This is a genomic window from Phycicoccus elongatus Lp2 (assembly GCF_000367525.1).
GTDB lineage: Bacteria > Actinomycetota > Actinomycetes > Actinomycetales > Dermatophilaceae > Phycicoccus_A > Phycicoccus_A elongatus.
Genome location: NZ_HF570956.1, coordinates 2635367 through 2659999, shown reverse-complemented (window position 1 = coordinate 2659999; position 24633 = coordinate 2635367). Strand labels below are relative to the sequence as shown.

Sequence of the window (24633 nt, the reverse complement as noted above, 5' to 3'; positions counted from 1 at the left end):
GCGGTGACCCGCGGGTACGTTCAGTCCCATGTCGGATTCTCCTGCCGCTCCCGCACGCCCGGAGCGTGACCGCCCCTGGGTGATGAGGACGTATGCCGGGCACTCCAGCGCCGCGGCGAGCAACGCGCTCTACCGCCGCAACCTCGACAAGGGCCAGACCGGCCTCTCGGTCGCTTTCGACCTGCCGACCCAGACCGGCTACGACCCGGACCACGTCCTCGCGCGCGGCGAGGTCGGCAAGGTCGGGGTGCCGATCTCGCACATCGGTGACATGCGGGCCCTCTTCGACCAGATCCCGCTGGCCCAGATGAACACCTCGATGACGATCAACGCGACCGCGATGTGGCTGCTCGCGATGTATCAGGTCACCGCCGAGGAGCAGGGCGCCGACATCGCGGACCTCGCCGGGACGACACAGAACGACATCATCAAGGAATACCTCTCGCGCGGAACCTACGTCTTCGCGCCCGGCCCCTCGATGCGGCTGACGACCGACATGATCGCCTACACGGTGAACGAGATCCCGAAGTGGAACCCGCTCAACATCTGCAGTTACCACCTCCAGGAGGCCGGCGCCACGCCGGTTCAGGAGATCGCCTTCGCGATGTCGACGGCGATCGCGGTGCTCGACGCGGTGCGCGACTCGGGCCAGGTGCCGGCCGAGCGCTTCGGTGAGGTCGTCGCCCGGATTTCCTTCTTCGTCAACGCCGGCGTGCGCTTCGTCGAGGAGATGTGCAAGATGCGGGCCTTCGTCCAGTTGTGGGACGAGCTCACGCAGGAGCGGTATGCCGTGACGGACGCCAAGCAGCGTCGCTTCCGGTATGGCGTGCAGGTGAACTCCCTCGGCCTCACCGAGGCGCAGCCGGAGAACAACGTCCAGCGGATCGTCCTCGAGATGCTGGCCGTCACCCTCTCCAAGGATGCGCGGGCTCGGGCGGTCCAGCTGCCCGCGTGGAACGAGGCGCTCGGGCTGCCGCGCCCGTGGGACCAACAGTGGAGCCTGCGCCTGCAGCAAGTGCTCGCCTTCGAGTCCGACCTGCTCGAGTACGACGACCTCTTCACCGGGTCGGTCGTCGTCGCGGCCAAGGTCGAGGAGCTCGTGGCCGGTGCCCGGGAGGAGATGGCCAGGATCGAGGCCATGGGCGGCGCGGTCCCCGCCGTCGAGAGCGGCTACATGAAGTCCGCCCTCGTCGCCTCGCACGCCTTGCGCCGACAGCGCATCGAGGCCGGCGAGGACATCGTCGTCGGCGTCAACAGGTTCGAGACCACCGAGCCCAACCCGCTGACCGCCGACCTCGACACCGCGATACAGACCGTCGACGCAGGCGTCGAGAAGGCAGCCGCCGAGGCGGTGCGGCGGTGGCGGGACGAGCGCGACGCCGACCCCGCCCGGCGTGATCGTGCGGCGGCCGCGCTGGCCCGTCTCAAGGCGGACGCCGCCTCGGACACCAACCTGATGGCCGCCTCGCTGGAATGTGCGCGCGCCGAGGTGACCACTGGTGAGTGGTCCGCCGCGCTGCGCGAGGTGTTCGGCGAATACCGAGCTCCCACAGGAGTTTCGGGCACGGTCGGTCTCACCACCGGGCCCGCGGGCAGCGAGCTGTCGGCAGTGCGCGACCGAGTGCGCGCCACGGGTGAGGAACTCGGTGAGAAGTTGCGCCTGCTCGTCGGAAAGCCGGGGCTGGACGGGCACAGCAATGGTGCCGAGCAGATCGCCGTGCGAGCCCGGGACGCGGGTTTCGAAGTGATCTACCAAGGTATTCGGCTGACGCCGGAGCAGATCGTCTCCGCGGCCGTCGCCGAGGACGTGCACCTGGTCGGCATCTCGATCCTCTCCGGCTCGCACATGGAGCTCGTCCCCGAGGTGCTCGATCGGTTGCGGGCCGAAGGCATCGACGACGTCCCGGTCATCGTCGGCGGAATCATCCCGGACTCCGACGCCCGGGCCCTGAAGGCTCTGGGCGTCGCCGAGGTCTTCACGCCCAAGGACTTCGGGCTCAACGACATCATGAGCCGCTTCGTCGACGTCATCCGCGAGGCCCACGGTCTGACGTAGGCCCGGGGTGCGCGGCATACGATCGGTGCATGCTGCACTGTCCTGCGACCCTCTTCATCGCCCGCCACGGCGACGCGGAGTACGACGGTGACCGCCGCGTCATGAGTGACGAGGGCGGGCGGCTCAGCGAGACGGGCCAGGTGCAGGTCACCGAGTGTGCGCACGAGATCGCCGACCAGAAGCTCGCCATGGTGTACTCATCGCCGATGCAGCGGGCGCTGGAGTCCGGACGCCTGGCCGCGGAGGTCCTCGACATCGGTCACCGGACGCTCGACGGGCTCGTCGAGATCCGCGTGGGGGAGCGGGCCGGCCAACCGTGGTCCGATCCCCTGACGCGGGAGGTGTATGCCGCGTGGCACGCCGGCGATCTCGACGCGCGGATCCCCGGGGCCGAATCCGGTCGCGAGGTCATCGATCGCTTCCGTGATGCCCTCGAGACGATCGCCGATCAGCATCGCGGTGAGCAGGTGCTCGTCTTCACGCACGGCGCGATCATGTCCCTCGTCGTGCCGCACCTGTCGTACAACGTGCGCGACGATCTGGCCTACCTTCAGTTCATCCCGAATGCCGTGCCGGCGCGGGTCGAAGGCGGCGACGAGGGGTGGCGCGTGCTCACCTGGCCCGGGTCGGCGAGCAAGGAGTTCTTGTGAGGATTCGCGATCCGTTGACCGCGGCTGAGGCTGACGGGCGCGCGGCCGCGGTGGGGACCTGGCTGGTGCCGGTGCTTCTCGGGGGCGCCGTCGCTGCTGTCTTCGGACTCCCCGGTGGCACGGGACCGATGAAGGCGTTTCTGCTGCTGGTCGCTGTGGTTGTGTTGGGCGGGCTGGTCGCCCGCCGATGGTGGCCCGGTGCCCTGTTCGGAGTGGCCGGTTTCAGAAGAGACGGTGCTCGCTGTTGTCGATGCCCTTGAGCTCGTCGTAGTCGAGCACCACGCACCGGATCCCGCGATCCTCGGCGAGGGTGCGGGCCTGCGGCTTGATCACCTGGGCGGCGAAGACACCGGTGACGGGCGCCAGGTGCGGGTCACGGTTCATCAGCTCGAGATAGCGGGTGAGCTGTTCGACACCGTCGATCTCGCCGCGACGCTTGATCTCGATCGCCACGGTGCGCCCGGCCGAGTCCTTGCACAAGATGTCGACCGGGCCGATGGGCGTCATGAACTCCCGCCGGGTGAGGGTCCAGCCGTCCCCCAGAGTGTGGATGTGTTCGGCGAGCAACTTCTGCAGGTGCGCCTCGACGCCGTCCTTGACCAGGCCCGGGTCGACGCCGAGGTCGTGCGCGGTGTCGCTGAGCACCTCGTGCAGGCGAATCCGCAGCCGGTCCTCGGACTTGGCGTGCTGGACCACCCACACCGCCGTGACCCCGTCGGCGACCTCGGTCTCGTCGGGCGCCACCTCGGCCATCGAGCACGGCGGGGACATCCAGTTGAGCGGCTTGTAGGACCCGCCGTCGGAGTGGATGAGCACCGAGCCGTCGGCCTTGACCATGAGCAGGCGGCTCGCCAGCGGCAGGTGGGCGCTCAGTCGGCCGTCGTAGTCGACGCTGCACGTCGCAATCACCACTCGCACGACGACCCAGCCTAGGCGACTCCTCCTCTTCCTTGTGTCCGGCATTGTGGTTGCCATGGCGTCAACCCGCCGGACGCAAGGGATTCGCCGCGCCCGGCGTGGGGAGGGTCACGCCCGAGGGGGGTCGGCACGGCATACCCGCTCTGGGAGGATCGAGCCCATGAGTCGTGAGTTCACCAAGGTCGGCGTGATCGGCCTCGGCACCATGGGTGTCGGCATCGTGGAAGTGTTCGCCCGCAACGGGATCGACGTCGTCGCGATGGAGGTGGACGACGCTGCGGTCGAGCGTGGCAAGGGCGTGCTCGCCAAGTCCACCGGCCGCGCGCTCGACCGCGGCAAGATCACCCAGGAGGACCACGACGCACTCCACGCACGAGTCACCTACACCACGGACATGGGCGATTTCGCCGACTGCCAACTCGTCGTCGAGGCAGTGCCCGAGCACCTGCACCTCAAGAAGGAGCTCTTCGGCAGGCTCGACACCATCGTCGCCCCCGATGCCATCCTGGCGACCAACACCTCCTCACTCCCCGTCACCGAGATCGCCGTCGCGACGAGCAACCCCAAGCGGGTCGTCGGCATGCACTTCTTCAACCCGGCACCCGTCCTGCAGTTCGTGGAGGTCATCCGCACGGTCATCACGGCCGACGACGTGTTCGAGGACGTCAAGGCGCTCGCCGAGCGGCTCGGCAAGAAGCCGGTCATCGTCGGCGACAAGGCCGGCTTCATCGCCAATGCCCTGCTCTTCGGGTACCTCAACCACGCCGTGGCGATGTACGAGTCGAAGTACGCGACCCGCGAGGACATCGACGCTTCGATGCGCTTCGGCTGCGGCTACCCGATGGGCCCGCTCGCGCTGCTCGACCTCATCGGTCTCGACACGGCATACGAGATCCTCGACACGATGTACAAGCAGGGCCGTGACCGCCTGCACGCCCCGAGCCCGATCATCAAGCAGATGGTCAGCGCCGGCCTCAAGGGTCGCAAGAGCGGGCGCGGGTTCTACACGTATGCCGCTGCCGGCTCGCCCGAGGTCGTCGCCGACGCGCAGACCCCCGCCGAGGGAACCCGCGCCGGCGTCGAGGTTCGCACCATCGAGTCCGTGGGCGTCATCGGCTCGGGGACGATGGCCACCGGGATCGTCGAGGTCTTCGCCAAGGCCGGGTATGCCGTGACCTTCGTCGCGCGCGGCCAGGACAAGGTCGATGGGGTCCTCTCCGCCATCGCCAAATCCCAGGCCAAGATGATCGAGCGCGGACGCCTGACCCAGGAGGAGGCCGACGCGATCAACGGCCGGATCATGGGCGCCACCGAGCGCACCGCCCTCGGGGATGTCGACATCGTGGTCGAGGCGATCGCCGAGGACCTGGCGATCAAGCAGGAGCTCTTCCGCGACCTGGACCAGATCTGCAAGCCGGGAGCGATCCTCGCCACCACCACGAGCAGCCTGCCGATCATCGACTGTGCGAAGGTGACCAGTCGCCCCGGCGACGTCATCGGCATGCACTTCTTCAACCCGGCCCAGGTCATGAAGCTGGTCGAGGTCGTCCACACCGTGGCGACCGAGCCCGACGTCGTGGCGACCGTCCAGAACCTGTGTGCGTCGGTCGGCAAGGTGGCCGTCACCTGTGGCGACCGCAGCGGCTTCATCGTCAACGCACTGCTCTTCCCGTACCTCAACGACGCGATCAAGATGCTGGAGGCCAATTACGCGAGCGCTGACGACATCGACACGGCGATGAAGACCGGTTGTGGTCTGCCGATGGGTCCCTTCGAGTTGCTCGACGTCGTCGGACTGGACGTGTCCCTGGCAATCCAGAAGGAGCTCTACCTCGAGTTCCGTGAGCCCGGCTATGCGCCGGCTCCGCTGCTCGAGCACCTGGTGACGGCGGGCTACCTCGGGCGCAAGACCGGGCGCGGATTCCGCACCTACTGAAGGCCTCGGTGTGTCGCGGTGACCCTGCCCCGCGGCATACCGGTGGAAACTCGGGGCCGGGTCGGTGTAACACCGACCCGGCCCCACCGCGTCCCATGACGTTGTCACGGCCGATCGGTATGCCGTCGGCGCGGACTTGGCGGCCGACCAGGCCGAGCGCGACGCCCTCTGGCGTTGCCTCGAGGCCGCTCACCCGGGCCCAACGTGCCGTGCTCGTGCTGCGCTACTACGCGGATTTCTCGGGAGTCGGCAGCGTGAACGTGAGCGGGCGGCATACCGAAAGTGCACTATTGGTGAGTTTCGGGAGGTGGGGCCGCGGGCGGCATACCGAAAGTGCACTATTGGTGAGTTTCGGGAGGTGGGGCAGTGGACGGCATACGGTGTCTGCGTGACCGCGCCAGCACCCTCAACCACCCTGCCCAGCCGAGCCCGCGTCGTCATCATCGGGGGAGGGGCGATCGGGACGTCGATCGCCTATCACTTGGCGCATGAGGGCATCACGGATGTCGTTCTGCTGGAACGCGATCGGCTGACCAGTGGCACGACGTGGCACGCGGCCGGGCTCATGACGGCGTTCGGGAACACGTCGAGTACGAGCACCGAGATCCGGATGTACACCCGTGATCTGTTCTCGCGCCTCGAGGCCGAGACGGGGATGTCGACCGGGTTCCGCCGCTGTGGCCTGGTGGAGGCGCTCGACGAGAGCCGGATGGAGGAGTACCGGCGGGCCGCGATCTTCCAACGGCGGATGGGGCTGGAGTCGCACGAGGTGTCGCCGAAGGAGATGGCCGACCTCTTCCCGTTCGCCCAGATGGACGGCCTGGTTGGTGGCTTCTGGGTGCCGGATGACGGCCGCGTCAATCCGGTCGACCTGACGATGGCCTACGCCAAGGGCGCTCGCAATCTCGGGGTCCGCATCCTCGAGGGGGTCACCGTCGAGCGGGTCATCACGACCCAGGGCTCGGTGCTGGAACGCGCGACCGGGGTGCGGACGAGTGCGGGGGACATCGAGTGCGAGTTCGTCGTCAACTGCGCCGGCATGTGGGCGCGCCAACTCGGGGAACGCAATGGCGTCGTCATCCCCAACCAGGCGGCTGAGCACTACTACCTGATCACCGACACGATCGACGGCCTGACGCCCGACCACCCGGTCTTCGAGGACCCGGGCTCCTTCGGCTACTACCGCGAGGAGGGCGGCGGGATGATGGTCGGCATCTTCGAGCCCGAGGCCGCGGCGTGGCAGCTCCACGGCATCCCGGACGACGCGTCGTTCACCTCGATCCCGTTCGACATGGAGCGGATGGCGCCCTTTGTCGAGACGACCCTGGAGCGCGTCCCGGTGGCGACCACGGTGGGCATCCGGACCTTCTTCTGCGGCCCGGAGTCCTTCACGCCCGACCACCTGCCGGCGGTCGGCGAGGCGCCGGGGATCCGGGGCTACTTCGTCTGCGCCGGTCTGAACTCCGTCGGGATCCTCACCTCGGGTGGTTGGGGCCGCGTGATGGCGCACTGGATCGCGACCGGCGACCCGGGGGTCGACGTCACCGGGTGGACCGTGGACCGCTTCCGGGACTGGCAGCTCGATCCCCGTCATCGCGAGGCGCGCACCGCGGAGACCTTGGGCAAGACGTATGCCGCGCACCCGCCGGGCGAGCAGTTGTTCACTTGCCGTGGGGTGTACGTCTCGCCCGTGTATGACCGGCTCGTGGCGCAGGGTGGTTTCTTCAAGGATGTCTCGGGCTGGGAGGGCGCCGAGTGGTTCGCCGGGGCGGGGGAGACGGCGAGCGCCGAGCCGGGGTGGGGGCCGCAGCCGTGGTTCGAGCACTGGGGGGCCGAGCACCGGGCGGTGCGGGAAGCCGTGGGCCTGTTCGACCTGTCCTTCATGACCAAACTGCGGCTGACCGGGCCCGGTGCCGGCGCGCTCCTCGAGCGATTGTCGACCGCGAGGGTGGATGGGTCTTCCGGGCGGATCACCTACACCCAGTGGCTCAACGAGTGGGGCGGGATCGAGGCCGACCTGACGATCACCAAGGTCGCCGAGGACGACTTCCTGGTCATCTCCTCGGACAACACGCGTGGCGAGGTCATCGCCTGGCTGCAGCGGGCACGCGAGGACTTCGCCGCCCTCGGCGGGACCGAACTCATCGAGGTCACCCAGGAGCAGGCCCTGCTCAGTCTCCAGGGGCCGAGGTCACGCGACGTGCTGGCAGTGTTGACCGGTGCCGACGTCTCCGGCGAGGCGTGGGCCTTCCGCGACTCCCGGGACGTCAGTGTCGCCGGGATCGCGACCCGGGTCACGCGGATCACCTATGTCGGCGAATTGGGGTATGAGCTGCTTGTGGCGCGCGCCGAGGCGTCAGCCCTCTACGACGCGCTGCTCGAGGCCGGGGAGGCACACGGCATACGACCTGCGGGTTTGAAGGCTCTGGCGAGCCTGCGGCAGGAGAAGGGCTACCGCGACTATGCCCACGACATCGACAACACCGACTCGCTCGTTGGTGCTGGGTTGGCCTTCACGGCGGATCTCGACAAGCCCGGTGGCTTCCTGGGGATCGACGTGGTTCGTGCCGAATTGGCAGCAGGTGCGCCGACCGCGCGGCTCGTGTCGGTGACCACCCCGACGCGAGACCCGCTCCTCTTCCATGGAGAGGTGGTGTTGCGTGATGGGGTGGCCGTCGGTGACCTCCGGGCTGGCTCCATCGGCTGGACGGTGGGTGGGGGAGTCGGACTCGCCTTCGTCCATGCCGACGGTGGCGTGAGTCGGGAGTGGCTCGAGTCGGGCACCTTCGAGCTCGACGTCAACGGGACTCCAGTGCCGGCTCGGCTCTCCCTCTCTGCCCCCTATGACCCCGCCCAGCGGCGGGTCCGCGAGGCCTGACCCGCCCAAGCCAAAGGGTTGTCAGACCCCCGGAGCTCGGTGCGGTCGCGCTAGGTTGCCCGGGCGGGGGCCACCAGGTCCCTGCGCGCACGGGGGCAACCAGGCCCCCGCACGGAGGGAGAACGCATGTCCATCACGAGTTCGAGGCGACGCGCCTTGGTCGTCGCCACCGCTCTCGCCGCAGCCGCCACCTGTGGCATCGCGATGGCGGGACCGACGGCCGCTGCACCGAGCGCCGTCACCGCCTCCACGCCGGTGCCCTCCGACTTCCCGGACGGCATGCTGATGAGTTACGTCATCAACACCAAGGCCAACCCGGGTCAGGTGCGGCTCGCCGAGCGCGCCGTGGCCGCCGCCGGCGGCGTCGTCGTCCAGTCCTGGCCGCAGATCGGCGTGGTCGTCGCGCACTCCGACCGCGCCAACTTCCGTACGGCCGTGAAGGACAACGGCAAGAACGCGATCGAATCGATCGGGGCCACCCGGACCGCTTCCGTCACCGAGGGCACCCCCGAGGGAATCCAGACCCCGTGGGGACCGGGCGCCGCGGCATACAAGAAGGGCGCCAAGAAGCCCGCCAACGGTGACCTGCCGGGTGAGATCGCGCCGGGGGCGAGCGCGGGTGACCCGCTCGAGTACGCGCAGTGGGACAAGGTGCTCATCAAGGCCGACCAGGCCCGCAAGATCACCGAAGGCAACCGCAACGTCCTCGTCGGTGTCCTCGACAGTGGCATCGAGGCCGACCACCCCGACCTGGCCGCGAACATCGATGTCGACACCTCGGTCAACTGCACGGCCGCCGGGCGTCCGGACACCTCCGCGACCGGCTGGCAGCCGACGACGAGCACGCACGGCACGCACGTGGCCGGAATCATCGCCGCCGCCCACAACGGTGTCGGGCTCGTCGGTGTCGCACCGAACGTCCGCATGGCCTCGGTCAAGGTCGTCAACGACGACGGTTACATCTACCCCGAGTATGCGATCTGCGGCTTCGTCTGGGCGGGCATGCAGAAGATGGACCTGACGAACAACAGTTACTACGTCGACCCGTTCGAGTTCTGGTGTGACGACCAGCCCGACCAGGCGGCCGCCAAGGAGGCCGTGCGTCGCGCGGTCGCGTGGTCGCGTGGTCAGGGTGTCGCGCACGTCGCGGCGGCCGGCAACAGTGCCTACGACCTGTCGAACAAGACGACCGACTCGGGCAGCCCCAACGACACCACGCCGGTCACGCGGCAGATCAACGCGGGCTGCCAGGACATCCCGACCGAGCTGCCGGGCGTCGTGACGGTGTCCTCGCTCCAGCAGTGGCCCGCCGGTGCCAACGACAGCCGTTTGTCGGGCTTCAGCAACAGGGGCCTGGGCGTCATCGACGTCGCCGCGCCCGGTTCGCGCATTGCCTCCACGGTCCTGGGCGGTGGCTACTCCTTCCTGAGCGGTACCTCGATGGCCAGCCCGAACGCTGCTGGCGTGATGGCGCTGCTCAAGTCGACGCACCCGACGTGGGGTCCGGACCAGCTCGAGGCGGGCCTCTATGAGCAGGCCACCCCGAAGGCCTGTGGCACGACGACTGGCGGCGCGCCGTGCGTCGGCACGCCGGAGATGAACTCCTACTTCGGTCACGGCGTCGTCGACGCACTCAAGGCCGTTCAGTAAGGATTCCTCGACGAAGTCGAGAGGGAGCAAAACGCCGGGGGAACGCCGTTTCCCGCGCGTTTTGCTCCCTCTCGACATGTGCGTCGGGGGTCGTGGGTCGTGGGTCGTGGGTCGAGGGCCGAGTGGCGGGAGGGCCGGGTGGGTCGGGGACGGGCGCGGTCGCGTCACGAGTGACGCATGCGCGGCACGAGGACCTCGTCGTAGAGCAGCAGCAGACCGGCCGCCACCGGGATCGCGAGCAACGCACCCAGTACCCCCAGGAGCGTGCCACCGGTGAGAGCGGCCACCACGGTCACCGCCCCCGGCACCGAGACCGTGCGCTGCATGATCCGCGGGACGAAGACGTAGTTCTCGGTCTGCTGGTAGATCACGTAGTAGATCGCCGCGATGACCGCCTTCTTCGGCTCGTCGAAGAAGGCGACCAGGCACACGACGGTGGCCCCGAGCGTGGCGCCGACCATCGGGATGAGCCCCAGGAAGCCGACCGCGACGGCCAGCACCGCGGCATACGGAATGCCGACGATGCTCATCATGATCCACGAGGCGATCGCGTTGATCGTCGCGATCGAGACCTGCCCGATGGCGTAGGAGCCGGTGCGGCGCATGATCTCCTCGGACAACGAGACCACGCGCAGGCGCCGGCTGGCCGGGACCATGGCATAGGCGCTCTGCTTCATCTTGGGCAGGGAGGCGAGGAAGTAGAGCGTGAGGATGAGGATCGTCAGCGTCTGGAAGATGCCGCTCGCAACGACCCGCCCGGCACCGAGGATGCCGCCGAGGACCTGCTGAAGGAAGGTCTGGTCGGTGATCTTCTTGTTGAACTCCTCCTGGAACTTCTCGACGACGTGATAGTTCGCGTCGAGGTCGCGCACCCACTTGCTGTCGAGGAGGTGCTGGAGGTAACTCGGGGCCTGCTGGGCGAGATCCGTGCCCTGGGTGATCACCGGAGGGATGACCACCAACCCGAGCAGGGTGAAGACGACGAGCAGGCCGAGGAACACCAGGGCCACCGCAGCCCCGCGGGCCATCTTGCGCCGGTGCAGCCACTCGACGAGCGGGTTGAGGGCGAGGGTGAGGAAGAGCGACACGAGCAGGATCGTGATCGTCGTCGCGAGCCGGCCGAGCGCATGCCAGAGACCGATCGCGAGGAGCGCCCCGATCGCGCCGACGAACCCGATGTAGAACGGCGAGTGACGGTTGAGGGGTCTGCCCACCTCGCCGAAGCGGGATGCCGAGGCGTCCGATGTGGGGCCGGGCGGGCCGGCGGGCGAGGCTGGGCCACCGCTCGGGGCCAATGCCGGGTCTGCGAGGAGGTCCGCGAGCAGCGACTGTTCGAGCTGCTCGTCGGTCTCGGTCGGTCCGTGCCCCGGGCGGTTGGACGCGCGCAGCATCTCCCGCTGGGCACGCCGGAAGGCGCGCACGCGCGCGAGGCCGGGCAACGACCGAGGGAACTTCACGGCATACACCTCCGGCCCCAACCTAACCACGGTGGAGGTGGCGGATCGATGAACCCTTCTCCGGTGGGCGGAGAAGGGTTCATCGGTATGCCGCGGGGTCAGCCTCCCGGGGTCAGGCGTCGGCGAACCGGTTGATCGCGTCCTCGAAGCGTGATCGCTTCTCCGGGTCCGAGATGCCCAGTCCCTTCCCGGGAGCCAGCGTGAGGACGCCGACCTTGCCCTGGTGCGTGTTGTGGTGCACGTCGAGGGCTGCCTGACCGACCTCGTCGAGCCCGTAGGTCTTGGACAGGGTCGGGTGGATGATGCCGCGGTTGATGAGGTCGTTGGCCTCCCACGCCTCGCGGTAGTTGGCGAAGTGGCTGGAGATGATCCGCTTGAGGTTCATCCACAGGTAGCGGTTGTCGTACTCGTGCATGTAGCCGGAGGTCGACGCGCAGGTCGTGATCGTCCCGCCCTTGCGGGTGACGTAGACGCTGGCGCCGAAGGTCTCGCGGCCGGGGTGCTCGAAGACGATGTCGACGTCGTGGCCGCCGGTGAGCTCGCGAATCTTCTTGCCCAGGCGCTGCCACTCCTTGGGGTTCTGGGCGGTGTTGTCGTCGTTCCAGAACCGGTAGCCCTCGGCGCTGCGGTCGATGATCAGTTCGGCGCCCATGCGTCGGCAGATGTCGGCCTTCTCGGGCGAGGAGACGACACAGATCGGGGTGGCGCCACCGGCCAGCGCCATCTGGGTCGCATAGGAACCCAGGCCGCCAGAAGCGCCCCAGATGAGGACGCGGTCGCCGAGCTTCATGCCGGCGCCGTTCTTCGAGATCAGTTGGCGGTATGCCGTGGAGTTGACCAAGCCGGGGGAGGCAGCCTCCTCCCAACTCAGGTGAGCAGGCTTGGGCATGAGCTGGTTGGCCTTGACGATGGCGAGCTCGGCCAGGCCGCCGAAGTTGGTCTCGAAGCCCCAGATTCGCTGCTGTGGGTCCATCATCGTGTCGTTGTGGCCGTCGGCGTCCTCGAGTTCCACCGAGAGACAGTGCGCGACGACCTCGGTGCCGGGCTGCCACTTGGTGACGCCGGGGCCGGTGCGCAGGACGACACCGGCGAGGTCGGAGCCGACGACGTGATAGGGCAGGTCGTGGCGCTTGGCGAACTCGCTCGTTCGGCCGTAGCGCTCGAGGAAACCGAAGGTGGACACCGGCTCAAAGATGCTCGTCCAGACGGTGTTGTAGTTGATCGCACTCGCCATGACAGCGACCAGGGCCTCCCCCGGGGCGAGCTCGGGCACCGGCACCTCGTCCAGGTGCAGGCTCTTGCGCGGGTCCTTGTCGCGGCTCTTCAGGCCCTCGAACATGCCCACCTCGTCCTTGTGGACGGTCGTGGCGCGATAGGACTCGGGGATGGGCATCGCGGCATACGTCTCGGCGCTGCGGTCGCCGGACATGATGGCGTCGCGGATCTGCTCCACGGCGGTCTCCTCAAGGGTAAGGCGTCAGGTCGGCACGAACCTACTGGCGAGTCGGGCCGGGAGTTGACCCCGTGAGACCTCGCTCACCGTGACGTCCCTCACCCGGTGGCTGCTGTCGGCCTGCCGTGGCACAGTGGGCGGCATGCACGTCAACCTGCCCGGCCAGGCGCACTACCGACCCACCTCGTTGGTGTCGCCTCTGCTGCAGCTCCTGCTCGCCGCGGTCGTGCTGCTTCTCAGCGTGTGGTCCTACCTTCATGCTCCGACTGTGAGGGCGACCGACCAGTGGGCCTACAACTTCCTGGCGGCGGTGGCCGGGTTGCTCGGACTGCTCCTCCTGCCGTTTGCCGTGGCGGCTCTCGTCCGCGCCGTGCGCAATCGCCGGATCAGCTGACCGGCCCGGCTGATCGAGTCCCGGAGGTCAGTGGGCGGGCTCGCCCGCCGGCTCGACGAGCTCGACGAGGATGCCGCCGGCGTCCTTGGGGTGGATGAAGTTGACCCGGCTGTTGCTCGTCCCCCGCTTGGGCGCGTCGTAGAGCAGTCGCAAGCCGCGCTCACGCAAGGTCGCGCTGACCGCATCGATGTCGGCGACGCGATAGGCCATCTGCTGGATTCCCGGGCCGCTGCGGTCGAGGAACTTGGCGATCGTGCTCTCCGGTGAGAGCGGTGCCAGGAGTTGGATGCAGGAGCCGGAGTCGCCGACCGCCATCATCGCCTCGCGCACGCCCTGCTCCTCGTTGGTCTCCTCGTGGAGCATCCGCATGCCGTACGTCTGGCTGTAGAACGCAATCGCCTCGTCGAGGTCGGCCACGGCCACGCCGACGTGGTCGATCATCGTGAAGAGGTCGGTGGGCAGGCTCGCAGCGCTCATGTGTCCCAGCGTATGCCGCGTGCTCGCCTCCCACGGGCGGGTCGTGGCGCGCTTCACCCGGCGTTGTGTCCACATGCCGCGGTTGTTTTGGTCATGCGCGATCGGGTCAAGCATCCTTTACGTCAAGTTCACTTGACTAATGGAGTTGATCGACATGTCCCTCATCCTTCGCCTGCGCAGCTGGGTGCCGGCCATCGCCGCTGGGCTCGTGCTCGCCGTGGCCGCGGGTGCGGCATACGCCTGGCGCAACCCCGGCCAACCCAGACTCCTCTCGATCGTCATCATGGCGATCCTGACGTGGCCGGTCCTCACCATCGCGCTCCAGATGCTGGTGTTCGATCGCCGGGCCACCGACGCCGAGATCGACCGAGCCAAGGATGACGTGGAACGGGCGTGGTTCCAGGAGGCGGGCGCGACGGCCTTTGTGACGCTGATCGGTGGCTTGATCTGTGTCCAGGCCCTCGGCGACGCCTTCAGGATCCCCTGGCTCTCGCCGATCGGGCTGACCCATGTGCTCGTCCTGGGTTTGGGCACCTTCGCCCTGTCGTATCTCTGGCTGCGCCGCCGGGGACGGTGACCCATGGACAACCGACTCACCCACCTCCGATCGGAGCGCGGCCTCTCCCAGGCGGCCCTGGCGGAACTTCTCGGGGTGTCGCGCCAGACGATCATCTCGATCGAGAGGGGACGTTTCGACCCCTCCCTCCCGTTGGCCTTCAAGTTGGCCGCCACCTTCGAGACCACGATCGAGGCGATCTTCACCCCGGACCGCTGAGCGTTGGGGGGCGCGAGACAACCGCGGCATGTGGAAACAACGCCGGGGAGGTGGCGCGGGTCACCGCCCGCGGCGCCTGACGTGGCGGGGGAGCGGGTCTAGAGTCGACGGCATACCTGTGTGACTGACCAGACCCCGAATCAGGGAGGCACTTCCCATGTCCACCGACCCCACCGTCATCGTCGCCGGCGCCCGGACCCCGATGGGCCGGATGAGCGGCTCGCTCAAGGGATTCAGCGGCTCGGACCTCGGCGGCTTCGCCATCAAGGGCGCTCTCGAGAAGTCGGGTGTCAAGCCCGAGGACGTCGACTACGTCATCATGGGCCAGGTCCTTTATGCCGGTGAGGGCCAGATCCCGGCCCGCCAGGCCGCGGTCAAGGCAGGCATCCCGATGAACGTCCCGGCTCTCTCGCTCAACAAGGTGTGCCTCTCCGGCGTCGACGCCATTGCGCTGGCCGACCAGCTCATCCGTGCCGGCGAGTTCGAGATCATCGTCGCCGGTGGCCAGGAGTCGATGACCAACGCCCCACACCTGCTCGAGAAGAGCCGCGACGGTTTCAAGTACGGCAATGTCACCCTGCGCGACCACATGGATTACGACGCACTGTCCGACGTCTTCACCATGCAGGGCATGGGCGGTCTCACCGAGCAGGCCAACACCGGCGAGCGCGCCGTGACCCGCGAGGAGCAGGACGCCTTCTCGGCTCGCAGCCACCAGAACGCAGCCAAGGCGTGGAAGGACGGCTACTTCGACGACGAGGTCGTCACGGTGCAGATCCCGCAGCGCAAGGGCGACCCGATCGAGTTCCGGACCGACGAGGGCATCCGCGCGGACACCACGACCGAATCGCTGGCCAGCCTGCGCCCGGCCTTCGCCAAGGACGGCACGATCACCGCCGGCTCTGCCTCGCAGATCTCCGATGGGGCCTGCGCCGTCGTCGTCATGAAGAAGTCCAAGGCGCAGGAGCTCGGGCTGGACTGGCTCGCCGAGATCGGCGCCCACGGCGTCGTCGCCGGTCCCGACTCGACTCTGCAGAGCCAGCCCGCCGAGGCCATCAAGGCCGCGTGTGCCAAGGAGGGCATCGCGCCCGCCGACCTCGACCTGGTCGAGATCAACGAGGCCTTCGCTGCGGTAGGTGCTCGTCTCGCGCGCGCGACCTGGGCCTCGCCCTAGGACAGGGTGAACGTGCACGGTGGCGCCATCGCGCTGGGGCACCCGTTCGGCGTGTCCGGGGCGCGGATCACCCTGACGCTGGTGAACGAGCTCTAGCAGTCGCGGAGGCGAGACGTTCGGCGTGGCTGCCGTCTGTGCGTCGGTGGTGGTCAGGGCGATGCGCTCATCATCTGCGTGCGCGTGAGCTGAGCCTGCGTCGGCTGCGCGTCATCGGCCGACGCGTCAGCCGGCACGAGCCTTGAGCTGCAGCGCTTCCCGCGTCATCGACGTCCCCGCCCTGGTCGAGCAGATCAGGGCGGGGCGTCCGCGTGGGGTGGCCCGCGGGATCTCTCTGATCGAGCAGGGACACCACGCGGCGCGCGATGTCCTCGCCGGCCTCACCGAGCGCAACGGGCACGCCCATGTCGTCGGCCTGACCGGCCCCCCGGGGGTCGGCAAGTCGACCACGACGAATGCGATCGTGCGCGAACTGAGGTCCCGTGGTCGGGTCGTGGGCGTGCTCGCCGTCGACCCCTCCTCACCCTTCTCCGGTGGCGCCCTGCTCGGTGACCGGATCCGCATGGAGGAGCACGCGACCGACGCCGGAGTCTTCCTCCGCTCGATGGCCTCTCGTGGTCACCTCGGCGGTGTCGCCGCTGCTACGACTCAGGCGGTCAGGGTGATGGAGGCGGCCGGGTGTGACGTCGTGCTCATCGAGACGGTGGGCGTCGGGCAGTCCGAGGTCGAGGTCGCCGCTCTGGCCGACACCACGGTCGTCCTGCTGGCGCCGGGGCTGGGCGATGGCATCCAGGCCGCCAAGGCCGGCATCCTCGAGATCGGCGATGTCTTCGTCGTCAACAAGGCCGACCGCGACGGCGCCGACAACACCGTCCGCGACCTGCGGCACATGATCCAGATGTCCGATCGCAGCGAGCCGGGCCTGTGGCGGCCGCCTGTGCTCAAGGCCACCGCACTGTCGAGCGACGGACTCGAGGCGGTCGTCGATGCGGTTGCTGACCACCGCATCTGGCTGGAGCGCACAGGTGCCCTGGCGGAGCGTCGCCGGGATCGCACGCGGGCCGAGGTGTTGGCGCTCGCCCTCGCCGCCATGGCCGACGAACTGGAGCACGACCACGCACGCCTCGATGCCGCCGTGTCCTCCGTCGTCGAGGGATCCGCGGACGCATCCTCCGCCGCCGCCGACCTCGTCGAGCGGTTTCGGCGGGCCCGTGAGGGGTCGCCCTGACTGGCTCCACAAGCCGACCGTCGTCGGTGAAGGAGTGCTCCTGCGACCATTCGGCGAGGACGCCGCGCGGCTGGCCAGGGTTCTCGACGACCCAGAGCCGTCGAGGCTCACCGGCTCCGTCGAGTCCTCGGAGATGGGCATCGGCCGTCTTCACTCCCGACGACACCTTCACGACGTGGTATGCCGCCCGCAACAGTCACGATGACAGGCTCGACCTCGCCGTCGTCGACCCCGCCACCGGGGTGGCGATCGACAGCCATGTCATGGCGATCAGCGCCGCCGACCCGCGGATGTCCGGGGGCCCGGAGGGCAGCAGTCGATAACGTGGGGGCCATGCTCGTGGCCTTCAGCGTCGCCCCCAGTGTCAGTGGAGACGATGGTTCGGTGACCGACGCCGTCGCGGACGCGGTCCGGATCGTGCGGGAGAGCGGACTGCCCAACCACACCGACGCGATGTTCACGACGATCGAGGGCGACTGGGACGAGTGCATGGACGTTGTCCGGCGGTGTGTCGAAGCCGTGGCCGTCCATGGGCCCAGGGTCTCCCTCGTCCTCAAGGCGGACGTCCGCCCGGGCCGGACCGGTGAGCTGACCGCCAAGATCGAGCGCCTCGAGTCCCGACTGTGACGCCCCTCGACTTCGACCCGATCGAGCGAGCCGAGATCCTGTGGGAGCGGCGCTGGGGTGCCGGCTCCGCGCACACCACCATGGCGGCAGCCACCTCCGTGATGCGTGTCCAACAACTCCTCGTCGCCGCCTTCGACGCGCTTGCTGCTCGCCACGGCCTGACCTTTGCCCGCTATGAGGCGCTGGTGCTGCTCGCCTTCAGTCGGGAGGGTCAGTTGTCGATGTCCCGCATCGGTGAGCGGCTGATGGTGCACCCCACGAGCGCGACCAACATCGTCCAGCGCCTGGCAGCCAGCGGCTTTGTCGAGCGATTGCCGAACCCCACCGACGGTCGGGGGACCCTCGCGCGGATCACCCCTTCTGGGGTGGCCGCGATGGAGGCGGTGACCGCCGCCCTCGACGAGGCTGATTTCGGACTCGACGCGCTCACGTCCGCCCAGGTCGAGACCTTGACGAGCCTGCTTCGGCACGTGCGCGTGGCAGCGGGTGACTTCCGGGACGAGCCTGCGGCTCTCTTGCCGGAGGCACAGTGACCTGTGACCGACGATTTGGCGCATTGTTGTCCATTTGTCATCGTGGAGGGATGACGGGCGGCCGCGTGACGGGGTCGCCGCCGACACTGGACAAGGAAACGGATCGATGACCACGACGCTCAAGCGGGCTGCGGCCGTGCTGGCAGCCGTCCTGGGGCTCACCCTGACCATCGGTGGCCTCTGGCTGGCGACGCGCGTCGGGACGAGCAGCACGGCGACCTTCACGGGCAAGCCACAGTCCGCCGGCGCCGTCCTGCTCACCCCCCAGGTGCTCAACCGAGTCGATGCCGACGTCAGGATCACGGCCACTACCCAGGGCGGCGGCAAGGTCTGGCTCGGGGCCACCACACCCAGCGATGCCAAGGCCGTGCTCGGTGACAGTGCGCGCTTCGAGGCGTCGGGGGCGCAGCTGTCCGGTCGCGTGCTCACTCTCCGGTCCACCGGGGCGGGTGCCACCCCTGCCATCGGGCAGGCAGACATATGGCGCGACACGGCCGAGGGCACGGGATCGACCAGCATGACCGTTGACCAGACCTTGGCACCCGACGCGGTCGTCGTCACGGCGGAGCAGGGCAAGGTCGCCACGGTGTCCATCGCCGTTCAGCGCAAGGCCTGGTTCGCCCAGTCCCTCATCGTGACCCTCATCGGCCTGGCGCTGGTGGCCGCGGCCCTCCTGCTGTGGCGCTCGGCGAGTCACGCCACGGAACGTCATCGCAGCGCTGATACCCCGCGTCGCCGGGACGAGGCGGCGACATCATGAGGGGCACGCATCGCTGGGTCGTCGTCGTGGTTGCCTCGACTCTCGCGCTCGGTGGCTGCGGTATCGACTCCCTCGCGGGGGTCGGGCCCGCGCCGGCAGAGAACACCGCTGCGGCGCCCATCACCGGTGAACTCGCTGGTCAGGTCACCAGGCGGGTCCTCGAGAACGCAGGCGTGGCCGGGCGGGCGCCAGCCGGGGCCGAGGGCGACACCGCCCGCGCCGCGGCCCTCTCCGGGACTGCCCTCGATCTGGCCAAGGCCTCTGCCACCCTGTCCCCGCCCAGTGGCAGCACTGATGCGCTGAGCCGACCGGACGAGCCCCGTGTGCTGGCCATCTCGGCCGGTCACACCTACCCCCGTGCCATCCTGGCCACCTCGGCGGACTCGGACAGTCGCCAGCACTTGGCGGTGCTCACAACCAACGAGATCACCACTCCTTATCTGCTCGAGAACACGGTGACCATGCTCCCGGGCGCGACGCTCCCTGCGGTCGGTGACCTTGCCAAGGGCGCCACGCTGGTCGCCCCCGAGGACGGCACCAATCTGGTGCTGACACCCAAGGCAGCGATCGAGGGGTATGCCGCGGCACTCAACCTCCCCAACCCGGCGGCCAGCGACGTCATCGACGCCGGCGACGCCTATGCGACCGCCCTGCGGCAGGCCCAAGGGGCGCAGGTTGCGGGGCTCGGCACCTTGGCCAGCCTGGGTCAGACGCACACCGCGGTGCCGGAGTCGCTGCGCACGATCCGTCTGGCCGATGGCAGCGCCCTGGTCCTGGGACGGATCAATCGGGTCGACACGATCACCGCCGGGGACAACACCCAGGAACTCAAGGTCCCGGACGCTCTCCAGAAGGTCGTCGGAGCCGCGACCGCACCCAAGGTGATCACGGTCAACGCCATCGAGTCGGTCGCACTCATCGTCCCGGCCACCGGGCAGGGGAAGGTCAAGCTCATCGGCATCGTCGAGCAGCTCACGGGGGGCTCGGCACAGTGACTGCGGCGTTTGACAGAATCGGCGCATGAGCACTCCTTCGCCAGAGACCCCTGCCGGCGCCCGCGGGGCCGTCGACCTGACCGGCTTCTCCGGTGCCGCCGGTGCCGGTCGCGCGGCTGGTGTCGCCACGTCCGGTGCGTCCGTCGGCGAGGGCGCCGGGGGAGCGGCCGGCCCCCAGATCCCGGACGGCCTGCTCATCGAGGCCAGCGACGCCACCTTCAACCAGGTGTTGTCCTCGACCATCACCGTCCCGGGCGTGCTCGTGCTGTGGACCTCCCAGCATGCGCAGACCCGCGACTATCGCGACCTCGTCTGTCGGTTGGCAGCTCGCCATGGCGGGCGCGTCGTCGTCGTCAGCGTCGACCTGCAGGCCAACCCCGGCCTGGCCCAGAGCCTGGTTCCGCTCATCGGGCAGGCCTTCGGCCAGGCCAGCCTGCCGGCGACCTTTGGCCTGTTGCAGGGCCAGCCGGTTCCGCTCCTGCCCGGGCTGGCCCCCGAGGCCGAGGTCTCGGCCGCCCTCGACTCACTGCTCGAGGCGGCGGTCCGCAGTGGCATCACCGGTCGGGTGGAGATCGGCAGTGCTGCCGACGACGCGGAGGGCACGCTGCCGCCGCTGCACCAAGCGGCCTACGACGCCATCGATGCCGGTGACCTCGAGGGTGCGGCCGCGGCATACCGTCAGGCCCTGACCGAGAACCCCAAGGACACCGACGCCGAACTCGGTCTGGCCCAGGTGGAGTTGATGAAGCGCACGGCGGGCGTGGACCTGCACGCGGCCCGCGCTGCTGCCGCGGCGGACCCCACCGACATCGCCGCGGCGCTGACGGCCGCCGACCTCGACGTGCTCGGTGGCCACGTGGAGGATGCCTTCTCGCGCCTGCTCGATCTCGTGCGGGCGACCGCGGGGGAGGACCGTGACACGGTTCGCACCCATCTCGTCGGCTTGTTCAGTGTCGTCGGGAACCACGACGAGCGAGTCAAGAAGGGCCGCACGGCCCTGATGAACGCGCTCTTCTGAGCGCGGTGACACGGCGGCTCGCCCTCGGGCCGGAGGTCCACGGGGACAGGGTGCGCTTCACCCTCCCCGATCCCGGGCCGAGTGTGCGCAGCGTTGCCCTCGAGGTGCATCCGGTCATTCGTGGTCCCAAGGAACTCCATCGTCTCGCCCCCGGGTGTGCGTGGGTCCTCGACCTGCCCCGACCCGATGTGCAGCGACTCGAGTACCGCTTCCGCCTGCGGGGAGCCGGCCACGAGGGCTTGATCCTTGACCCTGCCAACCCCGGGCGGGTCGCCACCGCCTTCGGTGAGCGTTCGGTGCTCGAGTTGCCCGGGTATGCGGCGCCCACGTGGTTGGGCGACGACGCCCCCGTGGGCACCTTGGAGGCCATGATGGTCGACGGGGAACTGGCTGACCCGGTGCCGGTCACCGTCTGGCAGCCCCCTGGTGTGTCGGCGGACGACCCGCTGCCGTTGCTCGTGGTCCAGGACGGGCCGGAGTATGCCGAGTTGGCGGCCCTCACCAGGTTCAGCGCGGCGCTCGTGGCGGGTGGTCGCCTCCCACCGCACCGGCTGGCCCTCTGCCAGCCGGTCCACCGCAATGCCTGGTACTCGGCGTCAGGGCCCTACCTGCGCACCCTCACCGGGCCGGTCCTCGACCACCTCACCCACCGGTATGCCGGGTGCTCACCGATCGTGGTCATGGGTGCCTCTCTCGGTGGGTTGACCGCCCTGCTGGCCGCCACCGCCCGGCGCGACCGGATCGCCGGTGTTTTCGCGCAGTCCGGGAGCTTCTTCCGCCGCCGCACCGATGGTGTCGAACCCACCTTCGGTCCCTACCAGCGGATCACCCGGCGCGTGGGTGCCCTTCTGCGCGCTCCCGCGACCCGGACCCCACTGCGTGTCGGCATCACGTGCGGTGCGCTCGAGGGCAATGCAGCCAACAATCGAGCCATGGCCGCGGCCCTCGCCGCCCAGGGTCATCTCGTCTCCCACGCCGAGGTGCCCGACCTGCACAACTTCACCGCCTGGCGCGACGCACTCGACCCGCACCTGACCGATGTGCTGCTCGACGTGTGGAACCGGTCGGCGACCTGATGCGCATCGGGGCTCCGATGGGGTTGGATGGGCCAATGCACCGCTCCGAGGCCTGGCTGCGCGTTCCCGGCACCGACGAACACCGTCACGTCGTCCGGTGGGGCCACTACGGCCGCCCACTGCTGGCCTTCCCCAGCGAGGGTGGGTCGGCGGTGGATTACGGCAGCAACGGCATGCTGGAGGCCATCGCCCCCTTGGTCGACCAGGGCCGCGTCACCGTCTTCGCCGTCGACTCCCTCGATCACTACGCATGGTCGAACAACTCGCTACCGACCGAGGAACGAGCCCGACGGCACGGTCAGTACCACGCCTGGCTGACCGACGAGGTCGTGCCGTGGATCCACCATGAACTGGGCGGGCCTGCGGACATCATCACATCGGGCGTGTCGATGGGCGCCTACCACGCGGTGCAGTTCACCTTGGCCCGCGCCGATCTCGCCCCTGTGGCGATTGCGCTCTCCGGGGCCTACGACCCGACGCAGTGGCACGGGTGGGGGGACTTCGGTGACGCGACCTATTTCGCCAACCCGAGCGCCTACGTGCCCAACCTCCACGGCGACCACCTCGACTGGCTGCGCTCGCGGGTCTACATCCAGCTCGTCGTCGGCCAAGGTCCTTTCGAAGTGCACCCGACCAAGTCGCTGCCGTCCGCCCAGCACTTCGCTCACCTGTTGGCGGAGAAGGGAATTCCCCACGACCTCGACATGTGGGGATTCGACAGCGCCCACGACTGGCCGTGGTGGCGCAAGCAGTTGGCCCACCATCTACCCCGTTTCGTCTGACCGCACCCGACCACCCAGGAGGACCCGATGGCCAACCAGAAGCACCTGATCGGACTGCTCCTCGGAGCCGAGGAGGACTGGCCGACCGCCCTCGAGGCGCTGATCGCCGGACTCGGCCCGATCACCGGCCCGGGCGGCACGCGGCACGAGATCACCTCGGAGCGCGTGACGATCGAGCCGTTCAACCTGCGCGACCCCGTCCGTCAGGACCTCGTCGTCGACCGACTGGCGTACTGGTACTACCACCCGCGCGAGTGGCTCAAGAAGGCCGCGCTGATGGATGACCTCTATCTGCTCAACAGCCCGTTCACCTTCCAGTCGATGGAGAAGCACAGCGCTTATGTCGCGCTGATGCGGATGGGGATGCGCGTGCCGGAGACGGTGCTCGTGCCCTACAAGAACCCGGTCGACAACGTGCGGTGGGCCTACACGGCGGCGAAGTACAACCAGTCCTTCGACCTCGACGCGATCGCCGAGGGCCTGGGCTACCCGCTCTTCATGAAGCCCTTCGACGGTGGCGGCTGGCGCGGGGTGTCGTCGGTCAAGGACCGCGAGGCCCTGCACGCGGCCTATGACGAGTCCGGCGAGATGCTGATGCACCTGCAGGAGTCGGTCGCGGACTTCGAGGTCTTTGCGCGTGCCTTGACCATCGGGCCCGAGACGATGGTGATGAAGTTCCAGCCTGACCAACCGATGCACAACAGGTATGCCGTGGCGCACGACTTCCTCGATGCCGAGACGGGGAAGGAGGCGATCACGATCTCGCAGACGGTCAACGCCTTCTTCCGGTGGGAGTTCAACTCCTGCGAGATGCTCGTCAAGGACGGGATCGTCTATCCGATCGACTACGCCAACGCCTGCCCGGATGTGGCAGTGACCTCGCTCCACTACTACTTCCCGTGGGCGATGAAGGCGCTGCTGCGGTGGTCGGCGTATTGCGTTGTGACAGAGCGCAAGCCGCGCTTCCAGGTGGACTCTGACCCGTGGTTCGCCATCGCCGACGACAAGGAACTCGACTACAAGTCGAAACTGGCGGCCTACCAGAGCCTGGCCGACGACTACTTCGAGACCGACCGCTACCTGGAGTTCGTCGACACCTCCTTGGGCCACGTCGATGAGTTGGTGCTCGACTGGATCGACAGCGACGCCTTCCGCAGGATGCTCACCTCGACCATCCAGCAGACCTATCCGCCGCACGAGTGGGACAAGTTCGAGGGGCACTTCGGCGGGCTCATGGACATGTGGATCAAGGACGAGCGGATCGTCCAGGGCAAGGCATCGGCGCCGGTGGAGGTGGCGGCGGAGTCCGTGTCCGCGTCGTCGTTGCCGGCCGACGGGGTGCGCGAGGAGTGAGCGCACCGGACGATCGGGCCGACCGCCCGGCACACGACTTGGCGGCGTTGGATGTGCTGGCTGACGACCTCGCCGGGATGGGCGTGCCCTTCGAGCGATCGCAGATGTTCGGGTGCCCGGGGCTGCGGCGGCCGGGCAAGGGAAAGTTCTTCGCGACCGTGCTGGGTCGGGACGTGATGTTCAAGCTCGAGGGTGCGGCGCACGCGGAGGCGCTGGCGCTGGAGGGAGCGCACGTCTTCGAACCGATGCCGGGACGCCAGATGAAGCAGTGGATCGTCGTGCCGCCGGCACATGCCCACCGCTGGCCCGAGTTCGGGGCGTCAGCTGAGTCTGCTCTGTAGGTGCTCACGGCGTTGCGGCCCGCCCACCCATCATTTGTGACACCAGGTTCGTGGGTTGGCGACCTCCCCGCGTGCCTCGCCCGCCATTTGTGACACCAGGTTCGT

Annotated in this window: 22 protein-coding genes and 1 pseudogene; 19 read left to right on the top strand and 4 right to left on the bottom strand. The window is 68.7% G+C overall.

Annotated elements, in window-relative coordinates; genetic code table 11:
- Positions 1-28: 28 nt before the first annotated feature.
- Together BN10_RS12825 and BN10_RS15835 are read left to right on the top strand one after the other, a co-directional pair.
- Positions 29-2056 (top strand): protein meaA, encoded by a 2028-nt coding sequence (locus BN10_RS12825; protein WP_010851679.1) that lies wholly within the window; start codon positions 29-31, stop codon positions 2054-2056.
- 29 nt (positions 2057-2085) lie between these two features.
- Positions 2086-2706 carry a histidine phosphatase family protein gene (locus BN10_RS15835; protein ID WP_010851678.1) on the top strand — a complete coding sequence of 207 codons (621 nt, stop codon included), beginning with the start codon at positions 2086-2088 and terminating at the stop codon, positions 2704-2706.
- Between the two features lie 222 nt (positions 2707-2928).
- Here BN10_RS15835 and nucS read toward each other — a convergent pair whose 3' ends face one another.
- Positions 2929-3624, bottom strand: a complete 696-nt coding sequence (gene nucS / locus BN10_RS12815) for an endonuclease NucS (protein WP_040751753.1) — start codon at positions 3622-3624, stop codon at positions 2929-2931.
- Positions 3625-3784: 160 nt separating this feature from the next.
- Here nucS and BN10_RS12810 point away from each other — a divergent pair, with 160 nt between their 5' ends.
- The 3 genes from BN10_RS12810 to BN10_RS12800 all read left to right on the top strand — a co-directional run bounded on the left by BN10_RS12810 (position 3785) and on the right by BN10_RS12800 (position 10088).
- Entirely contained in the window at positions 3785-5560 is a 1776-nt protein-coding gene (locus BN10_RS12810; RefSeq protein WP_010851675.1) for a 3-hydroxyacyl-CoA dehydrogenase family protein, read from the top strand.
- Positions 5561-5948: 388 nt separating this feature from the next.
- Positions 5949-8438, top strand: coding sequence for an FAD-dependent oxidoreductase (locus BN10_RS12805; RefSeq protein WP_040751750.1), 2490 nt, complete (start codon positions 5949-5951; stop codon positions 8436-8438).
- A gap of 126 nt (positions 8439-8564) precedes the next feature.
- Positions 8565-10088, top strand: coding sequence for a S8 family peptidase (locus BN10_RS12800; RefSeq protein WP_010851672.1), 1524 nt, complete (start codon positions 8565-8567; stop codon positions 10086-10088).
- A 164-nt stretch (positions 10089-10252) separates the two neighbouring features.
- On the opposite strand, the gene BN10_RS12795 is transcribed toward BN10_RS12800, so the two are convergent.
- Together BN10_RS12795 and ccrA are read right to left on the bottom strand one after the other, a co-directional pair.
- Positions 10253-11545 (bottom strand): AI-2E family transporter, encoded by a 1293-nt coding sequence (locus BN10_RS12795; RefSeq protein WP_233354319.1) that lies wholly within the window; start codon positions 11543-11545, stop codon positions 10253-10255.
- Between the two features lie 112 nt (positions 11546-11657).
- A complete protein-coding gene (gene ccrA, locus BN10_RS12790; protein WP_010851670.1) occupies positions 11658-12998 on the bottom strand; it encodes a crotonyl-CoA carboxylase/reductase in 1341 nt (446 codons plus the stop codon).
- Between the two features lie 142 nt (positions 12999-13140).
- Between ccrA and BN10_RS12785 the strand changes: the two genes are divergently transcribed.
- Positions 13141-13392 (top strand): hypothetical protein, encoded by a 252-nt coding sequence (locus BN10_RS12785; RefSeq protein WP_156917231.1) that lies wholly within the window; start codon positions 13141-13143, stop codon positions 13390-13392.
- A gap of 27 nt (positions 13393-13419) precedes the next feature.
- On the opposite strand, the gene mce is transcribed toward BN10_RS12785, so the two are convergent.
- Positions 13420-13869: a methylmalonyl-CoA epimerase gene (mce, locus tag BN10_RS12780; RefSeq protein WP_010851668.1), complete on the bottom strand. Its 450-nt coding sequence runs from the start codon at positions 13867-13869 to the stop codon at positions 13420-13422.
- 139 nt (positions 13870-14008) lie between these two features.
- Between mce and BN10_RS12775 the strand changes: the two genes are divergently transcribed.
- The 13 genes and pseudogenes from BN10_RS12775 (at position 14009) to BN10_RS12710 (ending at position 24528) form a co-directional block, all read left to right on the top strand.
- Complete coding sequence (locus tag BN10_RS12775) at positions 14009-14446, top strand: hypothetical protein (RefSeq protein WP_010851667.1); 438 nt, start codon at positions 14009-14011, stop codon at positions 14444-14446.
- A 3-nt stretch (positions 14447-14449) separates the two neighbouring features.
- Positions 14450-14644 (top strand): helix-turn-helix transcriptional regulator, encoded by a 195-nt coding sequence (locus BN10_RS12770; protein WP_010851666.1) that lies wholly within the window; start codon positions 14450-14452, stop codon positions 14642-14644.
- 157 nt (positions 14645-14801) lie between these two features.
- Positions 14802-15914 (top strand): annotated as a pseudogene (locus BN10_RS12765) (acetyl-CoA C-acetyltransferase).
- A 142-nt stretch (positions 15915-16056) separates the two neighbouring features.
- Positions 16057-17043 carry a methylmalonyl Co-A mutase-associated GTPase MeaB gene (meaB, locus tag BN10_RS12760; protein ID WP_010851664.1) on the top strand — a complete coding sequence of 329 codons (987 nt, stop codon included), beginning with the start codon at positions 16057-16059 and terminating at the stop codon, positions 17041-17043.
- Between the two features lie 333 nt (positions 17044-17376).
- Positions 17377-17670, top strand: a complete 294-nt coding sequence (locus BN10_RS12750; protein ID WP_040753545.1) for a thiamine-binding protein — start codon at positions 17377-17379, stop codon at positions 17668-17670.
- A complete protein-coding gene (locus tag BN10_RS12745; protein WP_010851661.1) occupies positions 17667-18203 on the top strand; it encodes a MarR family winged helix-turn-helix transcriptional regulator in 537 nt (178 codons plus the stop codon). Before BN10_RS12750 ends, BN10_RS12745 begins: the two co-directional genes overlap by 4 nt.
- 106 nt (positions 18204-18309) lie before the next feature.
- Positions 18310-18963: a hypothetical protein gene (locus BN10_RS12740; RefSeq protein WP_010851660.1), complete on the top strand. Its 654-nt coding sequence runs from the start codon at positions 18310-18312 to the stop codon at positions 18961-18963.
- Positions 18960-19958: a hypothetical protein gene (locus tag BN10_RS12735; protein WP_010851659.1), complete on the top strand. Its 999-nt coding sequence runs from the start codon at positions 18960-18962 to the stop codon at positions 19956-19958. The genes BN10_RS12740 and BN10_RS12735 overlap by 4 nt, the downstream gene beginning before the upstream one ends.
- 25 nt (positions 19959-19983) lie before the next feature.
- On the top strand, positions 19984-20976 hold the full coding sequence (locus BN10_RS12730) for a co-chaperone YbbN (RefSeq protein ID WP_010851658.1): 993 nt from the start codon (positions 19984-19986) through the stop codon (positions 20974-20976).
- 5 nt (positions 20977-20981) lie between these two features.
- Complete coding sequence (locus BN10_RS15830; RefSeq protein WP_010851657.1) at positions 20982-22052, top strand: alpha/beta hydrolase; 1071 nt, start codon at positions 20982-20984, stop codon at positions 22050-22052.
- Between the two features lie 35 nt (positions 22053-22087).
- The gene (locus tag BN10_RS12720) at positions 22088-22834 is read left to right on the top strand and encodes an esterase family protein (protein WP_040753540.1); all 747 of its coding nucleotides are present in this window, start codon (positions 22088-22090) and stop codon (positions 22832-22834) included.
- Between the two features lie 27 nt (positions 22835-22861).
- Positions 22862-24187, top strand: a complete 1326-nt coding sequence (locus BN10_RS12715; protein WP_010851655.1) for an ATP-grasp domain-containing protein — start codon at positions 22862-22864, stop codon at positions 24185-24187.
- A complete protein-coding gene (locus tag BN10_RS12710; protein WP_010851654.1) occupies positions 24184-24528 on the top strand; it encodes a hypothetical protein in 345 nt (114 codons plus the stop codon). Before BN10_RS12715 ends, BN10_RS12710 begins: the two co-directional genes overlap by 4 nt.
- Positions 24529-24633: the final 105 nt, after the last annotated feature.

What these genes read in the sequence shown, in the direction of transcription:
- BN10_RS12825 (WP_010851679.1), top strand. Translation starts at nt 29, where the DNA reads ATGTCGGATTCTCCTGCCGCTCCCGCACGCCCGGAGCGTGACCGCCCC.
- BN10_RS15835 (WP_010851678.1), top strand. Translation starts at nt 2,086, where the DNA reads ATGCTGCACTGTCCTGCGACCCTCTTCATCGCCCGCCACGGCGACGCG.
- BN10_RS12810 (WP_010851675.1), top strand. Translation starts at nt 3,785, where the DNA reads ATGAGTCGTGAGTTCACCAAGGTCGGCGTGATCGGCCTCGGCACCATG.
- BN10_RS12800 (WP_010851672.1), top strand. Translation starts at nt 8,565, where the DNA reads ATGTCCATCACGAGTTCGAGGCGACGCGCCTTGGTCGTCGCCACCGCT.
- BN10_RS12785 (WP_156917231.1), top strand. Translation starts at nt 13,141, where the DNA reads ATGCACGTCAACCTGCCCGGCCAGGCGCACTACCGACCCACCTCGTTG.
- mce (WP_010851668.1), bottom strand. Translation starts at nt 13,869, where the DNA reads ATGAGCGCTGCGAGCCTGCCCACCGACCTCTTCACGATGATCGACCAC.
- BN10_RS12775 (WP_010851667.1), top strand. Translation starts at nt 14,009, where the DNA reads ATGGAGTTGATCGACATGTCCCTCATCCTTCGCCTGCGCAGCTGGGTG.
- BN10_RS12770 (WP_010851666.1), top strand. Translation starts at nt 14,450, where the DNA reads ATGGACAACCGACTCACCCACCTCCGATCGGAGCGCGGCCTCTCCCAG.
- BN10_RS12750 (WP_040753545.1), top strand. Translation starts at nt 17,377, where the DNA reads ATGCTCGTGGCCTTCAGCGTCGCCCCCAGTGTCAGTGGAGACGATGGT.
- BN10_RS12740 (WP_010851660.1), top strand. Translation starts at nt 18,310, where the DNA reads ATGACCACGACGCTCAAGCGGGCTGCGGCCGTGCTGGCAGCCGTCCTG.
- BN10_RS12735 (WP_010851659.1), top strand. Translation starts at nt 18,960, where the DNA reads ATGAGGGGCACGCATCGCTGGGTCGTCGTCGTGGTTGCCTCGACTCTC.
- BN10_RS12730 (WP_010851658.1), top strand. Translation starts at nt 19,984, where the DNA reads ATGAGCACTCCTTCGCCAGAGACCCCTGCCGGCGCCCGCGGGGCCGTC.
- BN10_RS12720 (WP_040753540.1), top strand. Translation starts at nt 22,088, where the DNA reads ATGCACCGCTCCGAGGCCTGGCTGCGCGTTCCCGGCACCGACGAACAC.
- BN10_RS12715 (WP_010851655.1), top strand. Translation starts at nt 22,862, where the DNA reads ATGGCCAACCAGAAGCACCTGATCGGACTGCTCCTCGGAGCCGAGGAG.